Raw genomic sequence first — 25,386 nt, forward strand, 5'->3', positions numbered from 1 at the left:
GCCCAAAATATTTATCTGTTCTCATTTCAACTTTTTCAACCCTCAAAATGCCAATCAATTTCAAAGCAGTACTGTTAATCGCCAGCCTATTCAGCTTTAATTCCCGCAGATTTAAGCACTTTTCCCCAGCGATCGATCTCCTGCGACTGAAATTGCGCAAATTGTGAAGGTCCCATATCACTGGGCTCTATACCGAGAGTGTCCATGCGAGCGCGAATATCCGGCATATTTAATACTGACTCAATCGCATCCGAGAGCCTGTTAACAACCACGTCTGGCGTACCAGCAGGAACAAATACGCCTTGCCAAGATCGTACATCAAAACCCTTAACACCCTGATCTGCAATGGGCTCTACGCCTATGCCCTTTACTGCTTTTGGCCCAGTCGTGCCCAGTGCCCGCACGCGTTTACTATCGACAAGTGCTTTCGCTACAGTCGATGTTTCGAAGATCATATCGATCTGGCCGCCAACCAAATCCGTCATTGCTTGTGTACCACCTTTGTACGGGATCTGACGCATTTGAGTCTTGGTAAGACTTTTAAAGAGTTCTCCGGCTAAATGTTGAGTTGAACCAGGCCCTGCTGTACCAAAAGTCAACTCGTCAGGCCGCGAACGCAAGGCAGATAATAAATCGGACAGTGTTTGATAAGGACTATTAGGATTTACTATCAGTACGTTGGTAACCATTCCCACCAATCGCACAGGTTCAAAATCATTTACTACGTCATATCCAATCGACTTATTAAAATATGGTATGACAGCATGTGTGGTAATTGTTCCTCCTACCACCGTATAACCATCGGAGGCTGAGTTGGCTACCATCTGTGTCCCGACAATGCCTGAAACGCCGGGTCGATTCTCTACAACTACAGGTTGGCCTAACTTTTCACTTAAGGGTTGAGCGATTAAGCGCGCAACGGAGTCAGCCAACCCACCTGCTGAGAACGGCACAATATATCGGATGGGTTTCGTTGGCCATGCTTCTGCAGCCATCGCTACCTTTCCCGAAGGACCTAAAACGATTACCAGCATCGCTAAAATACTGCATGCGGGTTTCATATATTTGGCTGACGCACTCTTAGCAAATATCATTGCTCTATCTCCGGTTTTTTGCTCTTGGCTCAACGAACGTTGCCCATTAAACATATCGAACCAAGTATAGGGCTCGCCAATTTATCCGTCTAATATATTATTAATTAGTATTTGATATTAAATACGAATGAAACCATCGACACTGGAGATAAACGCACAAGTAAAGAATGTATTGGCACCACGCGCATCACCCTACGACTCACTTTCTTAACCTGCTTCTTTATTGTGCCATTGAAAAATTAACCGTGATATTTCGTGGCAAGCACCTCTATAAACATATTTATGAATCTCCATACACTAGGGAAAGTACCTATCGAAAATTAACTGCTACTCATAGACTTTCTGTCCTATTTATCTGTATTATGCATTCGAATGCATTAAAAATGGAAATGCACGAAGGAGACAGAATGAAAAGACGACAGTTTCTTGGAACAGCAGGAATTCTTGCGGCAGGTGGATTTGAAGGTATAGCGCGAGCGGCAATGCAACTGCCTTATGGATTGGCACCTGGAAAACCAAACGCCGGTGCACATCTGAAAATATTATTGCCTCCATCTTCACAATTTCGGGCGCAGCAAAAACGGTTGGATCAATTTGAAACTTTGACGGGTATCAAGATCACATACAGTTATGTCCCGTATGGACAGCTACTAGACAAAATCACGGCGGAGACCACAGGCGGCAGTAATGAATACGATCTGCTATGTTTTCAAGACAGCTGGATCGCATCTCTTGCTCACCACCTGACTCCGCTGGATTCGTCGATAGCATCCGATAAACTGAATCTGGATCGCTATCCTACCGTTTTCAAAAATGCTTGTGTCATGGAGGACAAAATATACGGTTTGCCAATCAGAGCACATCCGCAGATGTTGTTCTATCGCAAGGATTTGCTCAAGCAGACTGGCAGAGAAGTCCCAGAAACGTGGGACGATATGGTGCAAACAGCCGGTGCAATACAACAACATTCGGGGATTTCCGGGGTAGCACTTGACTATGTTAAGGGTAGTGGCTTTCAGAATCTGTGGCTTTGGTTTAATTGTCTTTGGGGGCATGGATCAGACATATTTGATTCCGCCGGGCAACCGCGCTTCAATGATGCGGCCGGCGTAGCCGGAACTCAGGCATATGTCGATGTACTACTTAAAGACAAAGTTGCTAATCCGGGGTCCAGCCAATTCAACGAATATGATATGGTTAACTCCATGACTCAAAAAAAATCAGCCATGATCATGGTCTGGTGGTGGACATATTCAGTGCTTACGGGAGACCGATCTCAACTTAACGCTGACCAAGTTGGGTTTGCTCCAATGGTACGGTTCAATGATGGAAAATCTCCGACCCTTACAACGTTGATGCCCTTTGGTATTAATCAACATTCGCGTAACAAAGCTGCCGCATGGGAGTTCCTAAAATGGGTATCCAACCCAGACTTGGAAGTAGATATTGTCAGCGATAAGTCAGATCCTGAAACGGCGGACATTGTTGCCACTCAAACCGCAACCTATTTAAATGAAAAGGTAAATGCTGCCAATCATGGTTTACACAAGGTAGCGCTGGAAAGCCTGAGAGGCGCCCGTACACTTCCGAAAACAACAACGTGGCCAGAGGTTGCCAGTATATTGGAAACTTCAATTTCCGAAATTGTATCCGTCGGCAAGCCGGTTAAATCCACGTTGGATGACGCAGCTACGCAAGTGGAACGGGTTGTACGTAGAGCGAACCGCCGTCGTGGGCGAACTTGAGTTAATGCAATGAATGAACGCTATCTTAAATATGGGCTACTAGCCCCTGCACTGCTGATTTGTGCAGTTACGCTTTTCTATCCTCTCGTGCAATCGCTGATTTACTCAGTACACGACTGGCAAATGAATCGATCAACGGTGCTAGGAGCTTTTGTCGGTTTATCAAATTACGTGGATCTGGTTCTTCACGATCCGGATTTTCTGGGAAGCGTGTGGGTAACGTTGGTCTTTACCGTCCCGTCGGTAATGTTGACGATTATCGTGGGATTAAGTTTGGCTGTCTTACTCGCCGGGTCTGGAACACTCGAGGTCAATACTCGTATGCTATTGGTGATCCCCTTTGCAATGTCTCCGGCGTTGATTGGAATTTCTTGGCGATTCATGCTGAACCCTGAATTTGGAGTAGTCGACGCTATTCTCAATAGTGTCCTGCCTGGCCTTGGTAACGAACCAATTCTGTCGAACCCTGCGCTAGCTATGATCGCACTGATACTGGTGGATGTCTGGCACTGGACACCTTATTTTATGTTGACATTTATCGGTGCACTCGCTTCGCTTCCGCAAGAAACGCTAGATGCAGCACAGGTAGATGGTGCTAGTAATGGTCGCATTTTCTTTGAAATTGTTTTGCCTCAGATTAGACCTGTTCTGGCTATCGCAGTTTTGCTCAAAACGATTTTCTCTTTAAAAATGCTTGATCAAGTGGTAACCATGACAGCAGGGGGGCCCGGCACATCAACAGAAACACTTCCGTTCTTGGTTTATAACACGGCGTTTCGCTATTATGACATCGGCTATGCATCAGCCATGGCCTGGCTACTTGCGATTGTAATGATAGTGCTCGCTTTAATTTACTCCCGTTTTGCCTTGGAGCGTAGCAAATGAAACCAGCCCCAGCAGCAATCAATAGCAAAGCAACTAAGCCCAGGGCGCGGTCAGGCTGGCATACGTTTTTGATATGGTTTGTAGCGATCATCTGGTTCGCGCCTGTGGTTTGGATTGTGGCAACGGCATTCAAACCCCGTGTTGATGTGTTTTCTCTGACGGTTTTCTTTAAACCAACTCTAGAAAATTTATTCGCTGCCTTTTCACCCCCATACTTGGTGGGAGAGCGACTGTGCAATAGCATAATTGTGACCCTGGGAACACTGATTATCGCGCTACCCGTCTCTACTGCAGCCGCGTATTCATTTTCACGTTACCGGTTTCCTGGCGGCAAGATATGGCCGTTAGTATTATTGGCTACTCAGTTCCTTCCGCCGGTTATTATCGTCATCCCTTTATTTGTCGCCTTTAAGAATCTTCAGTTGCTTGATACAAGATTCGCGTTGATGATAATTAATCTGTCCTTTATTGTGCCGTACGCGACCTGGATGATTAAAGGTTTCTTCGACGCTTTACCCCCAGATATGGAAGAAGCGGCTCAGGTAGATGGGGCGTCTAGATTACGCGCTATCTGGGAAGTAGTTGTGCCGGTCGCTTTACCAGGCATCGCAGCCGCCGCAATATTTTCTTTTGTGGTTTCGTGGAACGAATTTTTCTATGCTCTTGTGCTGACTCGTGATCATGCTGTCACCTTACCGGTAGCTTTAATGAGTGCACGGACCGAGCAAGGAGACGCATGGGATATTATGGCCAGCATGGGTTTATTCATTATTGCTCCCATGCTGCTGATCTCTCGCTTTGTGCAAAGATACTTTGTGAAGGGCTTAATTTCTGGCGCTGTGCGCTGAGGAAAAGGATTAACTATGGCAGTCGTACGAATTGTAGATGTGGAAAAACAATGGGGAGATGTGGTAGGTGTAGCACGCCAGTCGCTCGAGATAAAGGATGGGGAGTTTATGGTACTGCTTGGTCCATCAGGCTGTGGCAAAACAACTACCATGCGCATGGTGGCGGGTCTTGAAACGCCGTCTTCAGGGGAAATTTGGATCGGTGAGAAGAACGTTACACATGCATTGCCAAAAGATCGTGACATTGCGATGGTATTTCAAAATTATGGTCTGTATCCTCATATGACGGTCAGAGACAATATTGGCTACCCTTTGAAAGTCCGCGGTGTGCCCCGTGCTAAGCGCCAAACGCAGATTAACGATGTAGCAGATAAAGTAGAGTTGGGCCAACTCCTTGAACGTTATCCACGTGAATTGTCCGGCGGTCAACGCCAACGGGTTGCCCTTGCGCGTTCAATTGTCAGAAGGCCACAGATATTTTTAATGGATGAGCCGCTTTCCAACCTTGATGCAAAGCTTCGAAGCACAATGCGCGCCGAGATATGGCGATTGCAAAAGGAATTGAATATTACTACGATTTATGTCACACACGATCAAATTGAAGCGATGACACTGGCGCACAGGGTAGCGGTCATGAATAAAGGAGTGATTCAACAGCTTGGTACACCGGAGGAGGTCTACAATCGTCCGGCAAACCTATTTGTAGCAGGTTTCATGGGCTCACCTCCCATGAACCTATTACCCGCACGATTGGCGAGCAACGTTTTAGAAGTCGCAGGTCAAAAGCTGACGGGATTTGCAAACGGCGCTCACGAAGATATTGTTATTGGGATACGACCCGAGGATATTACTTTGACCGCTCCGGAAACTGGTCTTCTGAAGGGCCGAGTATATATGTTCGAACTGACGGGAGAATCCGTCCTAATCACTGTGGAAATCGATGGCCAAAAGTTGTGCGTACGCGGCGACCGTAATCTGCGCCATGACATAAATACCACTGTGGGTCTTGATTTCAAAAGCAATCATGTACACATGTTCGACTCGGCAACAGGCAATCGTATTATCTCTAATTAGCCCTCGATAGGTGCAGAAGAGCGAGCCACGAGTTTACTCGGAATGACAATATGCTGTGCTGCACTTGACGGATTGGCTAAGCGTTGAACAAACCGATTAACGGTTTGTCGCACCATTTCGTCGGTCATTTGGCGCACAGTAGTCAAACTATAACTAGGTCTGTCTGACTCAGGAATGTCATCAAAGCCAGCTACTGCAATATCTTCCGGAACATTGAGACCTAAGTCATATCGACATGCGTCGATCACACCAAATGCCAATTGGTCGTTGGCGCAAAATACGCATTCAGGACGAAGCCCCTGGCGCAGAGCTTGCGTGAACATAGAACGCCCCTGGCTATAAGAAAAATCGGTCACGATAACTTCTGCCGTAGGGAGGCCCGCAAGTCGCAACTTTTGGTTGAAGCCTCGAATGCGCTCACGGCTAACAGTTGCATTCGTAGGGCCACTCAAACAAAGAAATTTTTGGTAACCACCCTTTATCAACGCAGTGGCCATTTCCCCAGATCCGCGCACTTGATCAGTCAATATGCTGTCAACGTTTTTCATGGTAGTACGACGATTGAAGAAAAGAACAGGAATATGATGCTCGAGAAATCGATTGACATGTTTCGGTCTCATGTTGGCGCAACTGATCAAACCATCCAACGGATACTCCACAGCTGAATCCAGGATTGCGTTTTCCGATTCATCGCTTTCGATAGCAAATAATATCAGGCGTTGCTGCACATTTCCTAACGCTTCGCTTAACAAGTAAAGGACATTCGGAGTATTACGCAAAGTGTAATCGGTAATAACGACACCCACCGTTTGCGAACGTCGGGTTATAAGCGAACGGGCGATGGCATTGGGGGTATAGCCAAGTGTTTTCGCTACTGATATTACCCGAGCTCGCGTTTCCTTAGAAATATTGCTATCCGGTTGAAAACAGCGCGATACTGTCGACTGAGAAACGCCAGCGGCCAAGGCTACATCGTAAGATGTAGCGCGTCGATTCAGTGGAAGAACTTTGCTAGACATATATTTATCAAGAGTATTGGACAATACGATACTTTACATGAAGAACACCATTCGACAAACATTACATTGTGATAATTTAAAAGCTTTTGTTCCCCTATACACCTTGCTCAACGGAACAATATTGCGGTATTATGCATTCGAATGCATTGTTTATCGAATTGGTATGTTCAACTTACAAGGAAGGATACGGTCATGCAAGAAAAAGTGCTTAGTAGGGAGGAAGCTGTGAGTCGGTTAATCCGGCGATCGGACATGGTTGCCTGCAAAATCGCGTTCATAGATTGCAAACTACCAGGCTCAGAACTAAAAGAAAACTATTCTTTAATCGGGCCCGGTGTTACACAGTCGAAAGACCAAGTTGTAAATTTAACTGAAAAACATGGCTTTAGTGTTGGGGTGGCAGCCATGCCCGCAGGCACTGTAAATAATCTTCACGTCCACTTCACAGCAGAAGTCTTCATGATTTATGAGGGCAACTGGAGATTCCGATTGGGGACCGGGTCGAACATCACCGAGATCGATGCCGGCCCTGGCGATGTACTTAGTATTCCGACATGGATATTTCGTGGATTCTCCAATATCGGCAATGGAAATGGATGGATTTTCACGTTATTGGGCGGTGATGACACTGGTGGCATTATATGGCATCCTTCTATACTGGAAGCCGCTGCCGAACATGGAATGTATCTCACACAAGATAACATGCTTGTTGATACGCAAGCAGGCGACCCAATGCCCTCCTCCGATGATCTTCTTAAGCCCCTCAACACCGAGCAGATGAATAGTTTGCGAAATTATTCACCTGAAGAAATGAACGAACGTGTGGTACATGCCGATCAACGTAATTGGTCACACCAGGCATTACTTGGGTGCGTCTCCAATGGGAGGTGTGAATTAGCACCTGTGCTCGGTTACGGTATGACCGAGGACGGCAGCCATATTCCTAAAATCTCCAATCCGCACGGTTTCTCCGTGGAGTGGCTGCGTCTTAATAGCCATGCGAGCACAGGACGCTTCAAATTGCGGGAGAAATTGGTGATATTCGTCATGAAAGGTACTATCGAATTAGTGCTAAACGAGTCTGACTCAGAACAAAGATTCACGTTAAACGAACAAGATTTATTTTCAGTGCCTCCAAACGTTTGGAGACAGATAAATAGCCATGGAAACGAGAAGGCCGAAGTCACCCTCGTTATTGCAGGGGATCACAGAAAGCATATTATCTGGCCGCAAGAGATCATACAAACGGCTCAAGCATCCGGGTATGTAAGAGATCCGAATGGGTATATTGTGAGAGAGGATATGCTTCCAAAAACGGCATTGGACGTCAGTGCAGCGCGCTGGATGGTAGAGGCTTAAGGGAATATAGTGAATAACCTGCCCCTTTTACTTCTACCCGGAACGTTATGCGACGCTGAAGTCTGGGCTCCATTCAGAAGCCATCTTCCATCCATCAATACCCATGCTGTATCTTTAAGTGGAGAGAGAAGCACTGCCGAAATGGCAAGATCGTTGCTTCAAAACGCACCGTCACGTTTTATAGTTATGGGTTTCTCATTGGGTGGACTAGTCGCATTGGAAATCATGGCACAAGCACCAGAACGAATTTTAGGTCTTGCATTGATCGCCGCCAACGCCAGGCCTGATCCTCCAGAGAACACTGCTAGCAGGCGCAATGGTGTGGCTACTGCGATACGTGAAGGATTGACTGTTCATGTGACGCGCGATCTATGGCCATCATACGTTGCTGAATCACGTTTGAGTGATCACGCGTTGCGTCGGCAAGTTTGCAACATGGCTGAACGTGTCGGCACAAGTGTCTATGCCGACCAGGCTGAAATAGCGCTTAACCGAATCGACAGCCGTCCTCGACTTAGCAACATCGATGTTCCGACCCTAATCGTAAGTGGTTCCGAAGACAAGCTCAACCCAAAGGACCGACAAGAGGAATTGGCCTCAGGCATTAGTGATTCTAGATGGATAGAATTGCAGGGAGTCGGTCACATGATACCTTTAGAGGCACCAGCAGAGCTTGCTGAAGCAACTCAGTGCTGGTTAAAAAGAATAACGGCACTTTAGTGTAATCGACCCCTGGGCGGCACGTTTATACAGGAACAGCGTATGAGTATGGGCAAAAGATACTTGGGAGCATCTGATCTGGAAGTATCAACTATCGGATTGGGATGTAATAGCTTCGGCACAAAATTAGATCAAGCCTCAGTTTGCGATGTCGTCCATTTCGCACTAGATTCAGGTATTAATTTCTTTGATACAGCCAATATTTACGGTTCAGACGGACAGTCAGAAATATTGCTTGGTAAAACAGTGAGTAGGCGTCGAAGTGAAGCCATACTAGCCACCAAAGTTGGCATGCCTATGTACCCTGATAAACCTTATCCAAACAACTCCCGTAAAGAAATCATACGCGAAGTAGAGGGCAGCTTACGGCGGCTAGGAACCAGCTGGATCGATTTGTACCAGCTCCACTATCCCGATACAAAAACGCCAATTGAGGAAACCTTGCGTGCCATGGAAGATTTGGTCCAACAAGGTAAAGTTCGTTATATAGGTTGCAGCAACTTTAGCAGTACTCAGCTGATAGAAGCCATGCAGACAGCCAGGAGCCAAAAATCATCTCCTTTTGTAGCATGTCAAACGGAATACAATTTTTTTTCAAGAGAATGTGAAGAAACTCTCATTCCAACTGCCCAACAACTGGGAGTGGGCATTATTCCCTATTTTCCACTTGCTACGGGAATGCTGTCGGGAACCATCGTTCCTGGCCGTCCATTGCCGTCGCAAAGCAGATTAGCTAAAGATCCAGTCATTCGCAACCGATTTTGGACCCAAAGCAATCAGAAATTGCTAGCCGCACTATTTAGCATGGCTCAGAAGACGGCCCGTGGCGTGCCTGACTTAGCTTTAGCGTGGCTATTATCTCGCTCAGGTGTTTCAACTGTTATTGTCGGAGCATCCCGTGTATCGCAAGTTCGACAGAATATAGCGGCTGCATCGCATGCACTCAGTAAAAAGGAAATTTCGTTACTGACAAGTTTATTACTTGCCACGCGCTGACACTACAGAGACCGGAATAGGCCATAACTGTTGCTCTTTGGCCCCAGCTAGATCGAACCAAGACTTTTCTCCAAGGGGAAAACACCATAGTCATCGACCTGAACAGCGTTCTTTTAGGGTAAGCCCTAATTTGTCCAAATCGAATGTTAACGTTAACATTCGATTCAAACAATTATCCGAAGCCTGCGCGTTTGAGGGCTCCGGAGTTTATGTCAACGGAAATATTGCAAATGTCTGAAGTATTAACGGATCTCGTGCGCGGCATACCGACAGGCCTGGAAACCAGCCCGGCTGCAATTGCCACTCATGGCCTTGCGCCCCAATCGGGCAACATGCCTTTGCCTGTCCTGACGATGGACGAACCAGGTTTCGAAACCAATATCGAGCTGATGATGCGATATTGCCGTGAGCAACACGTGCAAATTGCGCCTCATGCAAAGACACCCATGTCGCCAGCGCTAGCCCAAAAGCTCATCGATGCCGGAGCCTGGGGGGCGTCTGTCGCCAATATTCAACAGGCTGCGGTCATGTTGCAGCATGGTATTCGAAAACTCATTTTCGCCAATGAGGTGGGCGGCACCAAGTCCGGGCAAAGACTGGGAACGTTGCTAGCCAAATATCCAGAGGCAGAGTGCCTGGTATTTGCCGACTCCCGGGCTTGCCTGGCCTCGCTCATTGAGGCGGGCAAGGTCTGTGACCGCCCAATAGCGGTCCTACTGGAATTGGGCGCTGGCCGCGCAGGCCTGCGCGATCAGGCCCAGCTGGACGATTTGTTAGCCTTCGCACAGCAGTCCGAACCGTTCATCCACGTCAAGGGCATTGCGGTATACGAGGGTTCTGCCGAAGCCGATAGCGAAAGCGAAAAAGTGGAGAAGATCAAGAAACTGCTGTCCTTTGGACTGGCAAGTGCTAGTGCGATAAAAGACCGGTTAAATCTTGAACAAGTCTTTTTCACCGCTGGTGGCTCTTCTTATTTCGATCTGGTTTGCGATGCCGTCCACCAACATGGCGATAGCCGCCTGACTACCATACTGCGCAGCGGTGCCATTTTCTTTTTCGACCATGGCGTCTATGAAAAAGCGCTGATAGGCGCCTGCAAGCGCAACGAAACACTGGCCAGCATGGCCGCGCAGCAACAAACGGGCTTTCAGCCTGTTCTGCGGGTATGGGCAGAAGTATTAGCGAATCCAGAGCCAGGTTTGTACATCTGCTCCATGGGGAAACGGGACGTCTCGCACGACCTGGACCTTCCCAGGGTTTGCGGCCTGTATCGCGAAGGCCGAACCGTTTCAACTCGCGCGGACCGCTTTCAGGTAACGCAGTTGAACGACCAACATGCCTTTATACAGTCAGACGAACCCATGCAGATAGGCGATATTCTTGAATTCGGTATTTCGCACCCTTGCACCTGTCTGGATAAATGGAGTTTCATCTACGGCATCAAGAACGGTAGCGTTGTCAATGCCTATCAAACCTACTTCGGCTAGAAGGAAAATGTCATGAACCTTCGCTTTGGCCAATTGGAACGGTATCAAAGTCAATTTATCGATGGTCTTATTGGTACGCTTGAGCTGACCGCACTGTGCGTGACAGCCGGCATGTTGATTGGATTGTTGCTGTCGTTTCTGTACAGAAGCAAACATCCCTTGGTGCAAAAACTGATCTATGCGTATGTCGAGTTTTTCAGGAACACGCCTTCCCTGATTCAGCTTTTCGTCGTTTTCTTCCTCTTACCGGACCTGGGCATATCGTTCTCGCCTTTCGTTGCCGCCACGATCGCGCTGAGTCTGTACTTCGGCGCCTATACGACTGAAATATTCCGCTCTGGTCTGGATTCCATCCCGAAAGCGCAGGTGGAGGCCGGCGAATGCCTGGGCCTGACCAAATTTCAGATCTATCGCAATATCGTGATCCTGCCCGCCTTGCGTAATGTTTATCAGTCCCTGACGGCACAAATCATCATCTTATTGCTTGGCACATCCCTAGCCTCGCAGGTCTCCGCCGATGAGCTCTTTCATGCCGCAACGTTTGTCGAAAGCCGCAGCTATTTGAGTTTCGAAGTTTATGCCGTGCTCTGCCTGATCTATTTCTCTCTGGTTCTGGCATGCAAACTCATAATGTACCTTGTAGGCAAAATCGCTTTTCGCTGGCCAACGGGAAGATAAACATGAGATTCGTTGAATTCACAGACATACTGACGCTGCTGGTGGCCTTGCGATGGACCATTGGCCTGACTCTGATCGCCCTGATTGCAGGCGGCCCCGTGGGTTTGCTGCTCGCCTTGATGAAATCCTCAAGGCATGTGATAGCAAATATTATCGCCGAGATTATCCTGCAGCTAATTCAGGGCATTCCTCTGCTCGCGTTGCTGATGTTTTTCTATTTCGGCGTACCTGTGTTCCTGGGTATAGACATTCCGCCTATCGCCGCAGTCAGCATTGCATATGTCATTTATACAGGCGTCTACTTCGGTCAGATATGGGCAGGTAGCATCGCTGCCATCAAGCAGGAGCAATGGGAGGCGGGTGCCTGCCTTGGCTTGAGCAAATGGCACCAGTTTGCCTACATTATCGCCCCACAAGCCTTCAAACTGTCCATTCCGTCGTCAGTCAGCTTCTTGGTTCAGTTGATCAAAGGCACTTCACTGGCCTCGGTGGTTGGCTTCATTGAACTTACCCGCGCTGCCCAGCAGCTCAGCGCTGCGACTTTCCAGGCCACCTTAGTCTATGTGATCGTCGCAATTCTGTACTTTGCGCTCTGCTTTCCGCTGACGCTCTGGTCAAGAAAACTGGAAAGGAAATTAAATGGCACAAATTGAAATCAATAACGTTCATAAGAAATTTCACGACAACGAGGTGCTCAAGGGGGTATCACTTGACATCGAAAAGGGTGAAATCGTCGCCATCCTGGGCAAATCGGGTTCGGGAAAATCTACGCTTCTGCGCTGTATCAATGCCCTGGAAAGCATAGAGGCCGGGTCCATCAAGGTGGACGGCACTCTCGTGCACCAGAATATGCCCCAACTGCGTGAATTCCGGCAACGCATGGGTATCGTATTCCAGCAGTACAACCTGTTTCCGCATCTTACTGTGGAGCGCAATATTACCCTGGCGCCGATTCTGACCAAGAAGATCAAAAAAGCTGACGCCGGTGCGCTGGCGCAGGATGTACTGAAACAGGTCGGACTGCAGGAAAAAGTCCACGCTTACCCGATCAATCTGTCCGGCGGACAACAACAGCGTGTTGCCATTGCCCGGTGTCTGGCCATGGGCCCGGAGATCATGCTGTTCGACGAAGTGACGTCGGCGCTGGACCCGGAGCTGGTCGGCGAAGTTCTCAAAGTCATGTCCAACATGGCCAAACAAGGCATGACGATGGTACTAGTGACGCACGAAATGAAATTTGCCAGGAATGTAGCGACCAAAATCGTATTTATGCACGACGGTTGCATTTGGGAAACGGGAACGCCCGAAGACATCTTCGAAAGACCGCAAACAGCCGAATTAAAAAATTTTCTAGGTGTCAATCAGGAGAACGACCATGATTAAATTACTCAAAGTAGTCGCTGCCGTCAGTCTGGCTTTTGCCGCCAGCAATGCCGCCTTGGCAGATGACAAGTTACAGGATATTCTGTCCGACAATGAAATTAAAATTGGCGTCCTGTCTGACGCAGCGCCATGGGGGTTTAAGGGATCGGATGGCAAATTGCAAGGCCTGGATATCGATTTGGCGACCTTGCTTGCGAAGGAGCTCGGCGTCAAGCTGAATCTGGTCCAGGTAACCGGCCCCAGTCGTATTCCTGCCCTGCTTTCCAATAAAGTCGATATTCTGATTGCCGCGGCTGGTGCCACACCGGAACGTGCAGTGCAGGTCATGTTCTCGCAACCCTATGCCGCCGTGGATCTGGGCGTGTATGGCGGGGACGCTTTTGCCAAGACCGAAAACCTGGCCGACCTGAGCGGCAAAAGCATTGCGGTCTCCAAGGGCACCACGCTGGACATCTGGCTCAGCAATAATGCCAAGGACGCAAAAATCATGCGTTTTGAAGATACGCCATCGGCGATCAAGGCTTACCTGAGTGGTCAGGCCCAGTCGTTCGCGGAAAATAGCGCGATCTCCAAGAAAGTCAGTGATGACAACCCCGGTAAGAAAACGGAACTCAAGTACCTGATCCGTCAATCACCGGCGCACATTATGGTGGCGCAGAGCGAACAAAACCTGCTGAACTGGATCAACACTTTCCTGTTCGCCAACCGAATGAGCGGCAATCTTGCTGAACTGCAGAAAAAATGGTTCGGACAGGCCCAGAACCTGCCAACACTCTGATTAATACAAGGACAAACAAGATGGACATTCAACATATAGACGCGGGCAGCCGCATGAGCCAGATGGTTGTGGCAAACGGCATGGCATTCATTTCGGGCCAGGTTGCCGACGATCGCAACGGCACGCTGCAGGAGCAGACTCGTTCGATACTGGCCAATATCGACCGCTACCTCGCACAGGCCGGCACCAGCAAAAGCAAATTACTCAAGGTCGACGTCTACCTCGCGGCCATTATCGATTTCGATTCCTTCAACGAAGTCTACGACCAATGGATCGATCCGGCCAATCCGCCAGCGCGCGTTTGCTCGGAAGCGCGCCTGGCGGACGCCCGAATCAAGGTCGAGATCGCGGCGATCGCGCTGATATAATCCGGAAAATAAAAAAAGCAGGCCTCATAAATGCATACTGGCGTTTTATTCGATGTCCCACTGAACGAAGATGGAAAACACAAGGGATTCATCAGCATTCCTTTTTCCATCGATCGTTCCCCTTACTACCAGATAAAAATCCCGGTGTGCCGGATCAAGAACGGCAAGGGCAGCCGCCTGCTGTTGATGGCAGGAAATCACGGCGACGAATACGAAGGAGAACTGTGCCTTAATAAGCTCGTCCGTCTTCTGCAAGCTTCAGACATCCAGGGTGAAGTCACGATCATCCCCTTTCTGAACATGCCCGCCGTCATGGCCGCCAAGCGTTGCTCTCCGCTGGACAACGAGAATCTGAACCGCTGTTTTCCGGGCGATGCGTCTGGCTCACCAAGCAAACGCCTGGCCCATTTCCTGGAACATGCGCTATTTCCCCAGCATGACGTCATTTTCGATATTCATTCGGGCGGCACAACAATGGGACACCTGCCAACGGTACTCGCCGAAGAACAGCAATGCGTGGAAAAAACCGAGAAAATCAACACATTGCTTCGCGCCATGGGCCTGGAGTACGGGTTCATTGCCAAAAACGGCATTGACGCACCCACTTCGATGGGCGCCGCGGCGCGCGCAGGCGCGCTAGGCCTGAGCGGCGAATTCGGCGGCGGGGGTGCTGTGACCCCGACGACGCTGCGCACGCTGGAGGCTGCCATCGACAACCTATTGCTGGCATTGCAACTGACCGACCGGAAATTATTTACTGAGTCCAATCATTGTTACCATGGTCCGCTAAAACTGCTCAGGTTATCATCTCACGATCAGTCCATTTTCTCTCACCACCGCGGCTGGTTCGAGCCTGCAGTCGATATTGGCGATCAGGTCCAGGCCGGCCAGACCGCTGGCTGGCTGCATGACTTTTCGGATCTGGAAACTGAACCGAAAGCGCTGCGATTCAAGCAGGCAGGCGTAGTCATTTCCAAGCGCCTGAATGTGGATTGCGAACTCGGCGATTGCCTCATGCAGGTTGGTGTTCCTGATTAATTGACACGCAAAGAAGATCGATTATGACGTCTAGAACCAAGGCAAAAACCGGATCTCCCTCGCACGACGACGTGCTGAGGATCGACGATCATGATCGATCAGAACTGTCGTCCGAGCCTTTGCATAAAAGCAATGTCGGTGTCGTAGACATTGCAAAGATGGCAAATGTATCGGCAATCACGGTGTCGCGCACGCTGCGTAATCCCGAAATCGTTTCAGAAAATACACGCAACCGAATCCTGGAGATTGTTCGGCAAACCGGGTATGTGTCGCACCCACACGCCCGTGCCCTGCGCACCGGCCACTCCAGCCTCGTCGTCGCATTCATCTCGTCGATGATTAGTCCGCAATACTCAATCGCTATGCAAAAGTGTTCCGACGTGCTCGCTGAGCACGGATACCAATTGCTTATCGGTCTGACGTCCTATTCGTATCTGAAAGAAGTGTCGGGGATTTCCATGCTGCGGGCAGTAAAGCCGGCTGCGGTTCTATTTACCGGCGTCATCGAACTGGAAAGCAATCGCCAAGCCCTGCGCGAACTTGATGTTCCCATACTGGAATCCTGGGCGTATCCGAAGGATCCAATCGATATGCTGGTTGGTTTCTCCAACTACGATTGCGGCCGGATGGCGGCGACGTATCTGCACGCGCGCGGCTGTCGCCAAGTCTACTTCATCGGCCGCAAGGGTGGCCGTGGGGCATTGCGTCTGAAGGGATTTGAAGCGGGCGCCAAGCAACTGGGGCTGACAGTCAAGGACATTTTCTTGCAGGACGATGTGCAAAGTCTCTACGACAGCAAGAATATCTATATCCGATTGAAAAAAAAGCTGTCCGACGACGAAGGCATTTTCTGCGCCAATGACATCCTTGCTTTGGGGCTGCATGCCGACATGAAAGGCGACGCAACCCTGCGGGGCAGGCGTCCGCATATGATTGGTTTCGGTGACCTGGCTTATATGTCCAAGACCGAGCCGTCGCTGTCCGTCGTTGGAATAAATAGCCAAGCGCTGGGCAATAAAGCTGCGCTTATGATCCTGAACCGACTCCAAGGCAAAAAACAGAAAACCACGGACTACATTCCAATAAGCATGTACGAAGCAACGGCTTGACGCCTTGCGTAAATATTAATCTATAAAGTCGGCTGTGAGCCCAACCATCGAGCGCCCGCGCTATTATCATCACCTGTGCCAGCCGGTAGCGACACTTTACGATATGGTACTTTATAACCGTCTTTCATGTTATTTTCGCAATTTTTCAAAAGCGCCAAACCAGTCGTCTAATGCTGTGACAGACTTATTCCCGCCGAGCGTACTTTTATATTGACAGTTAACAGGCATCGGCGCATAACTAAAAGAATTAAAATAGTTGTTTACAGCAGGATCAGGTTTTGGTGCAAAGTCGCAAAATACTGGACTTTGTTCGGCGTGAAAATTTTCTATTAAGTTAACAATTTCCTTTACACATAGATGGTCCGTCCCGCATCCTATGCGCAAGTAGGACACCAAAGAACTGTCTGTTAATGCTCTTTCCGTTGTGTCACGCTTAGATAAATTTTCCTGGATATCGTTCAGTAAGTGGGCAAACTGAGACGTGCTCAGTTTGCCTGCAGCGAGTTCTAATGCGCCGACGTACGGATTAGGTAACTGCCGACTTGAAGATTTCAATACGCTCAAGCAATCTTTGGGAAGTGTCAAAGAACTTTTCTTTTGTTTTAACTCTTCCCCAAGTTTATATAGTGATTGCAGCACACCAGTATCAATTTCTCCTCCGCTGCAAACCGTTTCGACGGCCTCGGAAGCGCGCGCTTGCTGGCTCACGGAAACCGTAATCAGAGAACTAACAAAAGCGATAGTTGCGGGACTTAGTTTAAACATATTTTTGTACCGTTGATCTTAATATTGGCACCAGCCATCTTGATACCCCCAGTCGCATGCCATATGGGATTGGCCACATTTTAGGATTAATCCACCTTCGGCTGTTATTATCGCGCGATCTTCTGATGATTGAATCAAATAGCTTGTCGCACCCTGTCCGGTTCGTCCAGCCGAAATTTGCACGGAACGAATGTTGCCGCTGTTACGCTTATCTTCAAGCAAACTCGATAACTTCATGCAACGGTTTGCGAGGCTTCTGCGGCCAGTTCCCCGGCTTCGGATAACCAACCGTGACAATAATGGCAGGTACCTCTGTCGTCGTCAGATTGAATTCGCGCGATAAGCCCTCAGAGTCAAAACCAATCATTGCGCCTGTGGCTAACCCCATCCCCTCTGCCGCAAGCATCAATGTCATTGCCGCCAACGATGCAGAGCGAATGGCCTCATCGCGCTGTAATTCCGGGTTATCGGTATGTGTCCGGGTGGCTTGGGCAACCCATCCATCGATGACCGATTGATCCATGATTCCTGCTTTCGCGGACGGCGCGAGGGCCTGACCCAATTGCTCGTGAGCAGCCAGTGTGCCACAGATGATGAAGCTCACCGAGGCATCAGCGACCTTCTGCTGCCCATAGGAAACAGCCTTCAAACGCGCTTTGGCCTCGGGTGAACGGACCGCAATGAACTTCCAGTTCTGGAGGTTGTACGCTGAGGGCGCACGCGTGGCTTGCCCAACCAGCTCCATGATGTCATCGTCGGACAGGTGTCGGCCAGGGTCGTAGTAATTGGTCGACACACGTGACTCGATAGCTTGCTTAATCGGGTTGCTCATAGAATTCTCCATTAGATTTGATTGAACGGTTTTAAGAAAATGATGACGATGGTTTAGTCAGATCGGGCAGTTGTTGCCCATTGCACCGTCAAAATGCTGCCAAGCACCATCAGGAGCCCGACCAGAGACACGCCCGTAACGGATTGCCCCAGCAAGGCCCAGCCCAGAATCACTGCCGTCAATGGGCTCAACAACCCCAGCGATAACACTGCCACCGGTGACAGTCGTGCGATACCACGAAACCACAGCGCATAGGCAAACAGAGCGCCGGCAATGCAGAGGTAGGCATACGCCAGCACTTGCGTCAGGCTCAAAGTAGGCAGTGGCGCATCCGCCACCAAGGCGACGGGCGCCAACATCAAACCACCCAGTAGCAGTTGCCAGCCGGTCAGGGCAAGCACTGGCATGTCGGTTCTCCAGCGACGAGTCAAATAGGTCCCGGCAGCCATGCATGCGGCGCCGGCCAACGCAGCGGCAACGCCGATTGGCTCCCAAGTGGAGCTCGGCGACAGCAGCAGAATCGCCATGCCCACCACACCCAGCATGCTGGCCCACATTGCCAACTTGATCGGCTTGCGATGATCTACGGCCCATATCAAGGCCATGACCAATAGTGGCTGGATCGCGCCTACGACCGCTGCCAGTCCTCCAGGAAGGCGATACGCCGCCACAAACAACAACCCCTGAAAAAACCCGATATTCAACGCGGACAATAAGATTAAGCGGCCCCACTCGCGCCCGGCAGGTAGATGCCGCATGAACAACACGAGCAACAAACCAGCGGGTAGTGCCCTGATTAAAGCGGCGGTAAACGGTCGGTCTGGCGGGAGCAACTCCGAAGTAACGATATAAGTCGAACCCCAGATGGCAGGCGCCAGGGCGGTCAGGGTAATGTCACCCCAAGCTGAGTAGCGTGATAAACTGGACATAAAACAATCTTCAATTCAAGATAAAATTGAAGTTTGACGATATTTTATCTTGATGTCAAGACAAATGGAGAATGCGATGAGAAGTCAGCGACAGCCGGACGCGGTGGATACCATCCTTGAACAGTGGCGTCGGGAACGCCCTGACCTGGAAGTCAGTCCGATGGGGCCGATCGGGCGGCTCAAGCGCTGCGCTGCGTTACTACAGCTCAAACTGGACAAGATATACTCGGAATTCGGCTTGAGTAATTGGGAGTTCGATGTACTGGCCACGCTAAGACGCTCTGGTGATCCCTATTGCCTAACGCCAACAGCGCTATTTGCAGCATTAATGATCACATCCGGTACGATGACCCACAGGATTCAGCGGCTGGAGGCTGCCGGCTGGGTGCAGCGCATACCGAACCGCAACGATGCACGCAGTATGCTGGTCCAACTGACCCCGGCGGGGCTTGAACTGATTGATCGTGCCGTCAAGGCGCACGTTGAGAACGAACGGGAAATCCTGACGCTGATTCAGCCTGATGCGCTGGCCGCTCTGGATGAACGGCTCGCTGAGTTGCTATCGACGCTGGAAACCCCGAAAGACACGCCGAGCTAAGCGAAGCGCCGCTCTTTGGCAACAATAAGGACCCATGTCTTCATATTGTTGCTACTGATAGAACGATATAAACACTGAAGGAGTCATCGAAATAACATGTCGTAATGGACATAGATAGATTTTTTCCTGTTATTTCTATGTCCGATACAGATGGGATCTACTCCCTCAATGCTACCGCAATAGCTGCTTTTCAAGAGATATATAAGGGCCAAGTAAACCGTTATTATCGATTAATGAGACACTGGCGCTGATTGATATGCAGACTTAAGCAACGGGTCAGATTTCCAATCAGAGAAGTCTCGCTTGATTTGTTCAACAGTAAAAAGATGTTCAAGTATCCCCGTTTCTATGCTTAATTTTACTGCCGATGAGCCGTCTATATATAGCTGCCTTAACCAGTTTTTTATCTCATCAATGTGATCCCGCGGTATTTGATTGTCCTGAAAGACAGAAATAAACCAACGGGTAAAATCGTGCGCCGCTGTGTACCGAGACAAAACAAAAGAATCTAGGTCATACGCCAGCGCCAAATCCTCTGTAATACATCGTTCATAGAACCTCAGGAATAGGTCTTTGTAATCTTCGAACGCCAACGGCGGCTCAATACGATTCGTGTACACACGTTTCAACAGCAGAGAATATATCGCCCCCATTGTATTAATATCCTGCGACCGCATCCAGCCAAGGACAACATTCCGCTTTAGTTTGCCGACATTTGGTGATTCCGGATCTCCAAAGCTGGCTAAGATACTGTTTAAGTCCTCGTTCATTTCCATCCCTTACTGTTTTCGGGGGTTGCTGTGAGAATCAGCAGCTGGGACTGTTGGCCGCTGCCGTGTGCCTAAATTTGTTCGCTTTTTCTGTAGCTCGTTATCTGCATATTCTCTTACGAACTGGTGCAAAGTGGATTGGTTCACAACGATGCCATTGAGCGCCAAGAATGCCAAAATTTTTCGTTCCGTGAAGCCCTCTTATAAGTACGAGCTGGAACCAGGTGCTAATGGCCAGGGCAGAAAACAGCAGATCGAATGCAAAGCATTATTGATGTATACATACTATGCGTCAATAAACATTGATGCGTGCTTACCCGTCAATATGGCAATCAACTGAAATTACGTGCGTATACACAGCTGCGAACGATATGACGGCAGGGCACTATGTGACATAGTGCCCTGCCAGTTGCCCTCAAGCAGTGATGAAGGCGTGAACATCGGCGTTGAAGCGTTCGGCCTGCACCTGTGCTAGTCCGTGGCTTCCGCCTTCGTAAATCTTCAACTCTGAGTTCTTAACGATCTTGGCTGCTTTGAGAGCAGAGGCAGCAATTGGAACGATTTGATCGTCGGAACCATGGATAATGAGCGTCGGCTTATCGATCGCCCTCAGATCCGCCGTGTAATCAACCTCGGAAAATTCGCCGATACAATCGTACTGGCCCTTGATACCGCCGGCGAGACCCTGCAGACGAAAGCTTTGTCGGAAGCCATCATCGATTTTAGCTCCGTCACGATTAAAGCCGTAAAAAGGTAGCGTCAGGTCGTAGTAGAATTGCGATCGATTGCTCGCCACGCCGGCGCGGATGTCATCGAAAGCTTCGCCCGGCGTGCCTTCCGGATTATCATCCGTTTTCAACATCAGAGGAGGCACCGCGCCGACCAGCACCACCTTCGACACACGCTTGGTGCCATGGCGACCGATGTAATGAGCGATTTCGCCACCACCGGTCGAATGACCAATCAACACTGCGTTCTTCAAGTCCAGCTTTTCAAGCACTTCGGCCAGATCATCCGCATACTGGTCCATATTATTGCCGTCCCAGGGCTGGTCGGATCGCCCATGGCCACGGCGGTCATGGGCGATGACCCGAAACCCCGCCTGACCGAAATAGAGAAGCTGAGCGTCCCAGGCATCCGATGACAGAGGCCAGCCGTGAGCGAAAACAATGGCTTGACCATCGCGCGGTCCCCAGTCCTTAAAAAAAATGTTAGTGTCGTCCTTCGTCTTTATCGTGCTCATGATGAGATTTCCTTTTGCAGTGAGTGCGGGATAAACCGCGTTGAATTAGTCAGAGGTGAAGGGTCCATTGAAGGCAGGCGCTGCCAAACCCGCCATGTTCAGCGCGCTGACGAACGAAGCGCATTAGGTGTGCCCGGCCAATGACTGTAATCGAACAAGGCACGTTTCAGGCACACGCAGTGGATGTTTCGATTATCAGCTGAGCGCCTGAAAACACGATTTTTGCAATCAGCGAGCGTCGTGAATACCTTCAGTTTACTCAATCGGCTTTACTTTCGGCTAGGATGGCGACCAAAGTCCGCGCCGTTTCGGCCGATGATCCCGGATTTTGGCCGGTAAGAAGCTGACCGTCGCGTACAGTGTGAACACCCCAGTCCTTAACTCTGGAAAAAATTGCACCGAGGGCAATAAGCTCATCCTCAACAAGGAACGGGACGACCTTTGCTAGACCCACGGCTTCTTCCTCTCGGTTGGTGAAGCCGGTGACTTGCCGCCCTTGTACAAATGGTGAGCCATCGGCGTTTTTTACGCGGTGCAATACACCCGGCGCATGGCAAACAAGGCCGATGGTCTTGCCGGCGGCAATAAAGGATTCGATCAGCTTGATCGAGTGTGGGTCCTCAGCAAGATCCCACATTGGCCCGTGGCCGCCAGGGTAGAAGACTGTGTCGAAGTCCTTCTGGTCGACGGTGTCCAGGCGAACAGTTTGAGCCAGCTGAGCCTTGGCAGCCTCGTCAGCGCTGAAACGACGCGTCATTTCAGTCTGGTTCGCCGGCTCGTCACTTTTCGGGTCAAGCGGCGGCTGACCGCCCTTGGGAGAAGCAAGAGTGATATCAGCACCGGCCTCTTTGAATGCGTAGTAAGGTGCGGCCAATTCCTCGAGCCAGAAGCCCGTTTTCTTGCCGGTATCGCCGAGAGTGTCGTGTGAGGTGAGTACTAGGAGAACTTTCATTTGCTTTAATCCTTCTGAGATATATGCGGATAAGCCGCTACTTCCGAAATACATTGTTCGATAAAGCCACGGTTGTGACTCCATGGTTAAATGATGACATCTCTGCACATATTGGAGAAATTTATTTCTTTTATTTTAGATATTGATTTGAGATAATAACTGTATGAAATACGATTTGAACCTGATGCCCGTATTCCTTGCACTTATGGAAGAGCGAAGCGTAACCAGAGCTGCCGCACGATTAGGCATGACACAACCGGCCCTCTCCAATTCTCTGACCCGTCTGCGTGATACCCTTCGTGATCCGCTGTTCATTCGGGAACGTTACGGCATAAAGCCCACGCAGCTTGCAGAAAACATCGCCCCACGCATCGAAGCGGCGCTCGCCCAGTTGGACGAGCTGATTGTCAATCAGCAGAAATTTCAGCCGGAAGATGCCGACCGGTTATTCACTCTCGCACCCAATAGCTATGCGGAGCTGACACTGATGCCGGATCTTGTCGCCAGGCTCCGTGACCTAGCACCTGATATCAAACTTCGCTTTACGGCCTTCGGCAATGATCTGTCTGAAACTGGCGTCATCTCCGGCACCACAGCAATGGTTCTCGGGCGAATTGTCGATCCGCCCGACAATCTCATCGTCCAGCATCTCATGGATGAAAGTCTTGCCTGCGTGGTGCGCAAAGATCATCCAGACATTGGCTCCAGTATTTCCCGAGAGCAATACGAAAGTCTCAAACACGTGAATGTGCTACCGCCTGGCCGCCTGCGGGTGGGCCTTTTCCAGGCTCTGGACAAACATAATTTGAAGCGCGATGTTGCCATTTCAGTTACTCATTTTCTCACCGTGCCTGAGATGATTGCAGTCACTGATTACTGCGCAACATTGCCCAGTCTGATTTGCCGCAAACTCGAGCGCGATCCGCGACTTAAAGTCATCCCCGCCCCGGTTGATCTTGGGACCTTTCCACTAGAGATGGCGTGGCATGTCCGCTATCGCAATGACCCGGCACATCGGTGGCTAAGATCGCTTGTCGCCGAAATGGCTACACGGCTTTCAGAAAATCAATAGGTCTTCGCTCTTCTGCAAGGACCACCACAAAGACACCGAGGTACCTGTGTTCTGGAATTCAGTCGACGGATGTAGCAGCTTGCTTGATGAGAGCGGCGACCTCGCCAGGATGTGAGATCAGCAGTAAGTGGCCGCCTGCAATTTCTATTACCTTTGCGCCAGAACGTTTTGACATTTTCCGTTGCAGCTCTGGTGCCAGGGTGCGATCCGCGGTGGCGACGGCCGCCCACACCGGTTTATCGTGCCAAGCTGCAGCGTTAGCTTTATCATTGAAAATCGAGGTATTGGCAGGCGTCTGGAACATCGCCGTATATCGTGCGTCGGCTTCGGATAATCCGTTCGCCACATTAGAGATCCAGGCGTCGGGCTCGACCACGTAGTAGCCATCGTCCATCAATTGAATTGCTTCTTGAGGCATTTTCGCTGGCATCGAGGCATTTAGGTCGGCAAGGCTTTCGCCAACCTCGGGCTGAAAGGCAGCAATGTATACCAGAGCCTTTACATCGGACTCAGTACCAACCTGGCTAATAACCATCCCACCATAGGAATGACCGACAAGCACAACACTATCACCGTGTGCATCGATAGCACGGCGCGCGGCGGCAATGTCGTCCTCCATGGAGGTCATTGGCAGTTGAACGACTGAGACGCGATAGTTGTCGTGTGTCAGTTGGTCGTAGACCGCGCGCCAGGCACCGCCATCCATGTTCATGCCGTGGACGAGAACGATGTGGCTCGCCTTTGCCGCAACCGGATTGGGAACCATAACCGCTGCAGCAATCACTACCAAGACTGACATAACACGGGCTTTTATTGAGTTCATTCGTGGTCTCCGGTTAGATTCAACTTCGATGTAGCAAAGCCATTATGTACAAAGCTGATGTACCGCTCTCACTATGCTTGGCTGCGTATTACTCGGCGCTAGAAGCTGCCTGCAGCGAGGCGGCGAACAGCGGCTTCCAAGATTCGATATGACGGGTAATCAAAGCGGTGATCGCCTCGCATTGATGCGTGGCAGCCAGCTCGATCATCTCGTAGTGCTCACTCACCGAGGCTCGTTGGCGTTCTTTGCCTTCCGCAGAGTGAATTCCATAGAGCCGCATGTCGGCCCGAAGATTCATAATCATCCGCGTTAGTAACGGGTTGCCAGCGCGCGCGATCAGCGCTTCATGGAAACAGCGATCCGATTCAATGTACAGACCCACATCTTCATCCTTTACCGCCTGCGCGACGACATCGGCAAGCTCGATAAGCGGTGCCGTGTCAGTCAAACCGTTGTGCGCCAGCGTAGACAGCGCTCCAGATTCCAACATGACACGTACGTCGAAATGATTCTCCAAGTCTTGCAGTGTGATCGCTTGAACCCGGAAGCCACGATTGCGCAAGGGTTCAACAAGACCTGATCGGCTCAATTCCAGTAGTGCTTCACGTACGGGCGTTGTAGACACGCCCAGCTCGTTCGCCAAGCTTGGGACAGAGTAAATCATTCCTGGCGCAGCAGCGCCAGAGACGATCTGGGAACGCAGTTGGGCAATAACCGATTCTCTCAAATTTGTAGGCGGCACCAATCTAGCCATACGGGTCCATCTCCATCGTGATTCATAGGGAATGTGCCCTTCACTTTAACAGAAATTCGACATAATA

At 50.0% G+C, this 25,386-nt stretch carries 27 protein-coding genes; 17 read left to right on the forward strand and 10 right to left on the reverse strand.

Translation table 11 applies throughout. From position 1 onward, the window contains the following. Positions 1-86: 86 nt before the first annotated feature. On the reverse strand, positions 87-1,094 hold the full coding sequence (locus CAP48_RS17140) for a tripartite tricarboxylate transporter substrate binding protein (protein WP_100698960.1): 1,008 nt from the start codon (positions 1,092-1,094) through the stop codon (positions 87-89). A 407-nt stretch (positions 1,095-1,501) separates the two neighbouring features. Between CAP48_RS17140 and CAP48_RS17145 the strand changes: the two genes are divergently transcribed. The 4 genes from CAP48_RS17145 to CAP48_RS17160 are packed head-to-tail and all read left to right on the forward strand — an operon-like array spanning position 1,502 to position 5,646. After that, complete coding sequence (locus CAP48_RS17145; protein WP_242444541.1) at positions 1,502-2,839, forward strand: ABC transporter substrate-binding protein; 1,338 nt, start codon at positions 1,502-1,504, stop codon at positions 2,837-2,839. Between the two features lie 9 nt (positions 2,840-2,848). Then, positions 2,849-3,724 carry a carbohydrate ABC transporter permease gene (locus CAP48_RS17150; protein WP_100698962.1) on the forward strand — a complete coding sequence of 292 codons (876 nt, stop codon included), beginning with the start codon at positions 2,849-2,851 and terminating at the stop codon, positions 3,722-3,724. Then, a complete protein-coding gene (locus CAP48_RS17155) occupies positions 3,721-4,572 on the forward strand; it encodes a carbohydrate ABC transporter permease (protein WP_100698964.1) in 852 nt (283 codons plus the stop codon). Before CAP48_RS17150 ends, CAP48_RS17155 begins: the two co-directional genes overlap by 4 nt. 15 nt (positions 4,573-4,587) lie before the next feature. Continuing rightward, on the forward strand, positions 4,588-5,646 hold the full coding sequence (locus CAP48_RS17160) for an ABC transporter ATP-binding protein (RefSeq protein ID WP_100698966.1): 1,059 nt from the start codon (positions 4,588-4,590) through the stop codon (positions 5,644-5,646). Here the strand turns inward: CAP48_RS17160 and CAP48_RS17165 are convergent. Further along, positions 5,643-6,689, reverse strand: a complete 1,047-nt coding sequence (locus CAP48_RS17165; protein WP_161495295.1) for a LacI family DNA-binding transcriptional regulator — start codon at positions 6,687-6,689, stop codon at positions 5,643-5,645. The genes CAP48_RS17160 and CAP48_RS17165 overlap by 4 nt on opposite strands. Before the next feature lie 168 nt (positions 6,690-6,857). Here CAP48_RS17165 and CAP48_RS17170 point away from each other — a divergent pair, with 168 nt between their 5' ends. The 11 genes from CAP48_RS17170 to CAP48_RS17220 all read left to right on the forward strand — a co-directional run bounded on the left by CAP48_RS17170 (position 6,858) and on the right by CAP48_RS17220 (position 16,581). Further along, positions 6,858-8,024 carry a hypothetical protein gene (locus CAP48_RS17170; protein ID WP_100698970.1) on the forward strand — a complete coding sequence of 389 codons (1,167 nt, stop codon included), beginning with the start codon at positions 6,858-6,860 and terminating at the stop codon, positions 8,022-8,024. A 9-nt stretch (positions 8,025-8,033) separates the two neighbouring features. Next, positions 8,034-8,744: an alpha/beta fold hydrolase gene (locus tag CAP48_RS17175; protein ID WP_242444542.1), complete on the forward strand. Its 711-nt coding sequence runs from the start codon at positions 8,034-8,036 to the stop codon at positions 8,742-8,744. Between the two features lie 42 nt (positions 8,745-8,786). Further along, positions 8,787-9,740: an aldo/keto reductase gene (locus tag CAP48_RS17180; RefSeq protein WP_100698974.1), complete on the forward strand. Its 954-nt coding sequence runs from the start codon at positions 8,787-8,789 to the stop codon at positions 9,738-9,740. A gap of 230 nt (positions 9,741-9,970) precedes the next feature. Then, on the forward strand, positions 9,971-11,227 hold the full coding sequence (locus tag CAP48_RS17185) for an alanine racemase (protein ID WP_161495296.1): 1,257 nt from the start codon (positions 9,971-9,973) through the stop codon (positions 11,225-11,227). Between the two features lie 12 nt (positions 11,228-11,239). After that, complete coding sequence (locus CAP48_RS17190; RefSeq protein WP_100698979.1) at positions 11,240-11,905, forward strand: amino acid ABC transporter permease; 666 nt, start codon at positions 11,240-11,242, stop codon at positions 11,903-11,905. A 2-nt stretch (positions 11,906-11,907) separates the two neighbouring features. After that, on the forward strand, positions 11,908-12,558 hold the full coding sequence (locus CAP48_RS17195; RefSeq protein ID WP_100698981.1) for an amino acid ABC transporter permease: 651 nt from the start codon (positions 11,908-11,910) through the stop codon (positions 12,556-12,558). After that, complete coding sequence (locus tag CAP48_RS17200) at positions 12,545-13,288, forward strand: amino acid ABC transporter ATP-binding protein (RefSeq protein WP_100698983.1); 744 nt, start codon at positions 12,545-12,547, stop codon at positions 13,286-13,288. The genes CAP48_RS17195 and CAP48_RS17200 overlap by 14 nt, the downstream gene beginning before the upstream one ends. Further along, complete coding sequence (locus CAP48_RS17205) at positions 13,281-14,066, forward strand: transporter substrate-binding domain-containing protein (protein WP_100698985.1); 786 nt, start codon at positions 13,281-13,283, stop codon at positions 14,064-14,066. Before CAP48_RS17200 ends, CAP48_RS17205 begins: the two co-directional genes overlap by 8 nt. 20 nt (positions 14,067-14,086) lie before the next feature. Next, positions 14,087-14,434, forward strand: a complete 348-nt coding sequence (locus CAP48_RS17210) for a RidA family protein (protein WP_100698987.1) — start codon at positions 14,087-14,089, stop codon at positions 14,432-14,434. A 30-nt stretch (positions 14,435-14,464) separates the two neighbouring features. Next, positions 14,465-15,472, forward strand: a complete 1,008-nt coding sequence (locus CAP48_RS17215; protein ID WP_100698989.1) for a succinylglutamate desuccinylase/aspartoacylase family protein — start codon at positions 14,465-14,467, stop codon at positions 15,470-15,472. 23 nt (positions 15,473-15,495) lie between these two features. Further along, on the forward strand, positions 15,496-16,581 hold the full coding sequence (locus CAP48_RS17220) for a LacI family DNA-binding transcriptional regulator (protein WP_100698991.1): 1,086 nt from the start codon (positions 15,496-15,498) through the stop codon (positions 16,579-16,581). Positions 16,582-16,710: 129 nt separating this feature from the next. Here CAP48_RS17220 and CAP48_RS17225 read toward each other — a convergent pair whose 3' ends face one another. From CAP48_RS17225 to CAP48_RS17235, 3 genes are all read right to left on the reverse strand, one after another. Further along, positions 16,711-17,346 (reverse strand): hypothetical protein, encoded by a 636-nt coding sequence (locus CAP48_RS17225; protein ID WP_100698993.1) that lies wholly within the window; start codon positions 17,344-17,346, stop codon positions 16,711-16,713. 214 nt (positions 17,347-17,560) lie between these two features. Continuing rightward, positions 17,561-18,178, reverse strand: a complete 618-nt coding sequence (locus CAP48_RS17230) for a nitroreductase family protein (protein ID WP_100698995.1) — start codon at positions 18,176-18,178, stop codon at positions 17,561-17,563. A gap of 53 nt (positions 18,179-18,231) precedes the next feature. After that, positions 18,232-19,107 (reverse strand): EamA family transporter, encoded by an 876-nt coding sequence (locus CAP48_RS17235; RefSeq protein ID WP_100698997.1) that lies wholly within the window; start codon positions 19,105-19,107, stop codon positions 18,232-18,234. A gap of 76 nt (positions 19,108-19,183) precedes the next feature. Here CAP48_RS17235 and CAP48_RS17240 point away from each other — a divergent pair, with 76 nt between their 5' ends. Continuing rightward, entirely contained in the window at positions 19,184-19,705 is a 522-nt protein-coding gene (locus CAP48_RS17240) for a MarR family winged helix-turn-helix transcriptional regulator (RefSeq protein WP_100698999.1), read from the forward strand. Positions 19,706-19,935: 230 nt separating this feature from the next. On the opposite strand, the gene CAP48_RS17245 is transcribed toward CAP48_RS17240, so the two are convergent. The 3 genes from CAP48_RS17245 to CAP48_RS17260 all read right to left on the reverse strand — a co-directional run bounded on the left by CAP48_RS17245 (position 19,936) and on the right by CAP48_RS17260 (position 22,670). Then, on the reverse strand, positions 19,936-20,475 hold the full coding sequence (locus tag CAP48_RS17245; protein ID WP_100699001.1) for a hypothetical protein: 540 nt from the start codon (positions 20,473-20,475) through the stop codon (positions 19,936-19,938). 415 nt (positions 20,476-20,890) lie between these two features. Continuing rightward, positions 20,891-21,718, reverse strand: coding sequence for an alpha/beta fold hydrolase (locus CAP48_RS17255; protein WP_100699003.1), 828 nt, complete (start codon positions 21,716-21,718; stop codon positions 20,891-20,893). Between the two features lie 259 nt (positions 21,719-21,977). Then, positions 21,978-22,670, reverse strand: coding sequence for a type 1 glutamine amidotransferase domain-containing protein (locus tag CAP48_RS17260; protein WP_100699005.1), 693 nt, complete (start codon positions 22,668-22,670; stop codon positions 21,978-21,980). Between the two features lie 163 nt (positions 22,671-22,833). Here CAP48_RS17260 and CAP48_RS17265 point away from each other — a divergent pair, with 163 nt between their 5' ends. Next, positions 22,834-23,742, forward strand: coding sequence for a LysR substrate-binding domain-containing protein (locus CAP48_RS17265; protein WP_100699007.1), 909 nt, complete (start codon positions 22,834-22,836; stop codon positions 23,740-23,742). Positions 23,743-23,800: 58 nt separating this feature from the next. On the opposite strand, the gene CAP48_RS17270 is transcribed toward CAP48_RS17265, so the two are convergent. Both CAP48_RS17270 and CAP48_RS17275 read right to left on the reverse strand, forming a co-directional pair. After that, positions 23,801-24,565 (reverse strand): alpha/beta hydrolase, encoded by a 765-nt coding sequence (locus tag CAP48_RS17270; RefSeq protein ID WP_100699009.1) that lies wholly within the window; start codon positions 24,563-24,565, stop codon positions 23,801-23,803. 88 nt (positions 24,566-24,653) lie between these two features. Then, positions 24,654-25,319, reverse strand: a complete 666-nt coding sequence (locus CAP48_RS17275) for a GntR family transcriptional regulator (protein ID WP_192871355.1) — start codon at positions 25,317-25,319, stop codon at positions 24,654-24,656. Positions 25,320-25,386 lie beyond the last annotated feature (67 nt).

Origin of the sequence: Advenella sp. S44 (assembly GCF_002810445.1) — a bacterium.
GTDB lineage: Bacteria > Pseudomonadota > Gammaproteobacteria > Burkholderiales > Burkholderiaceae_B > Advenella.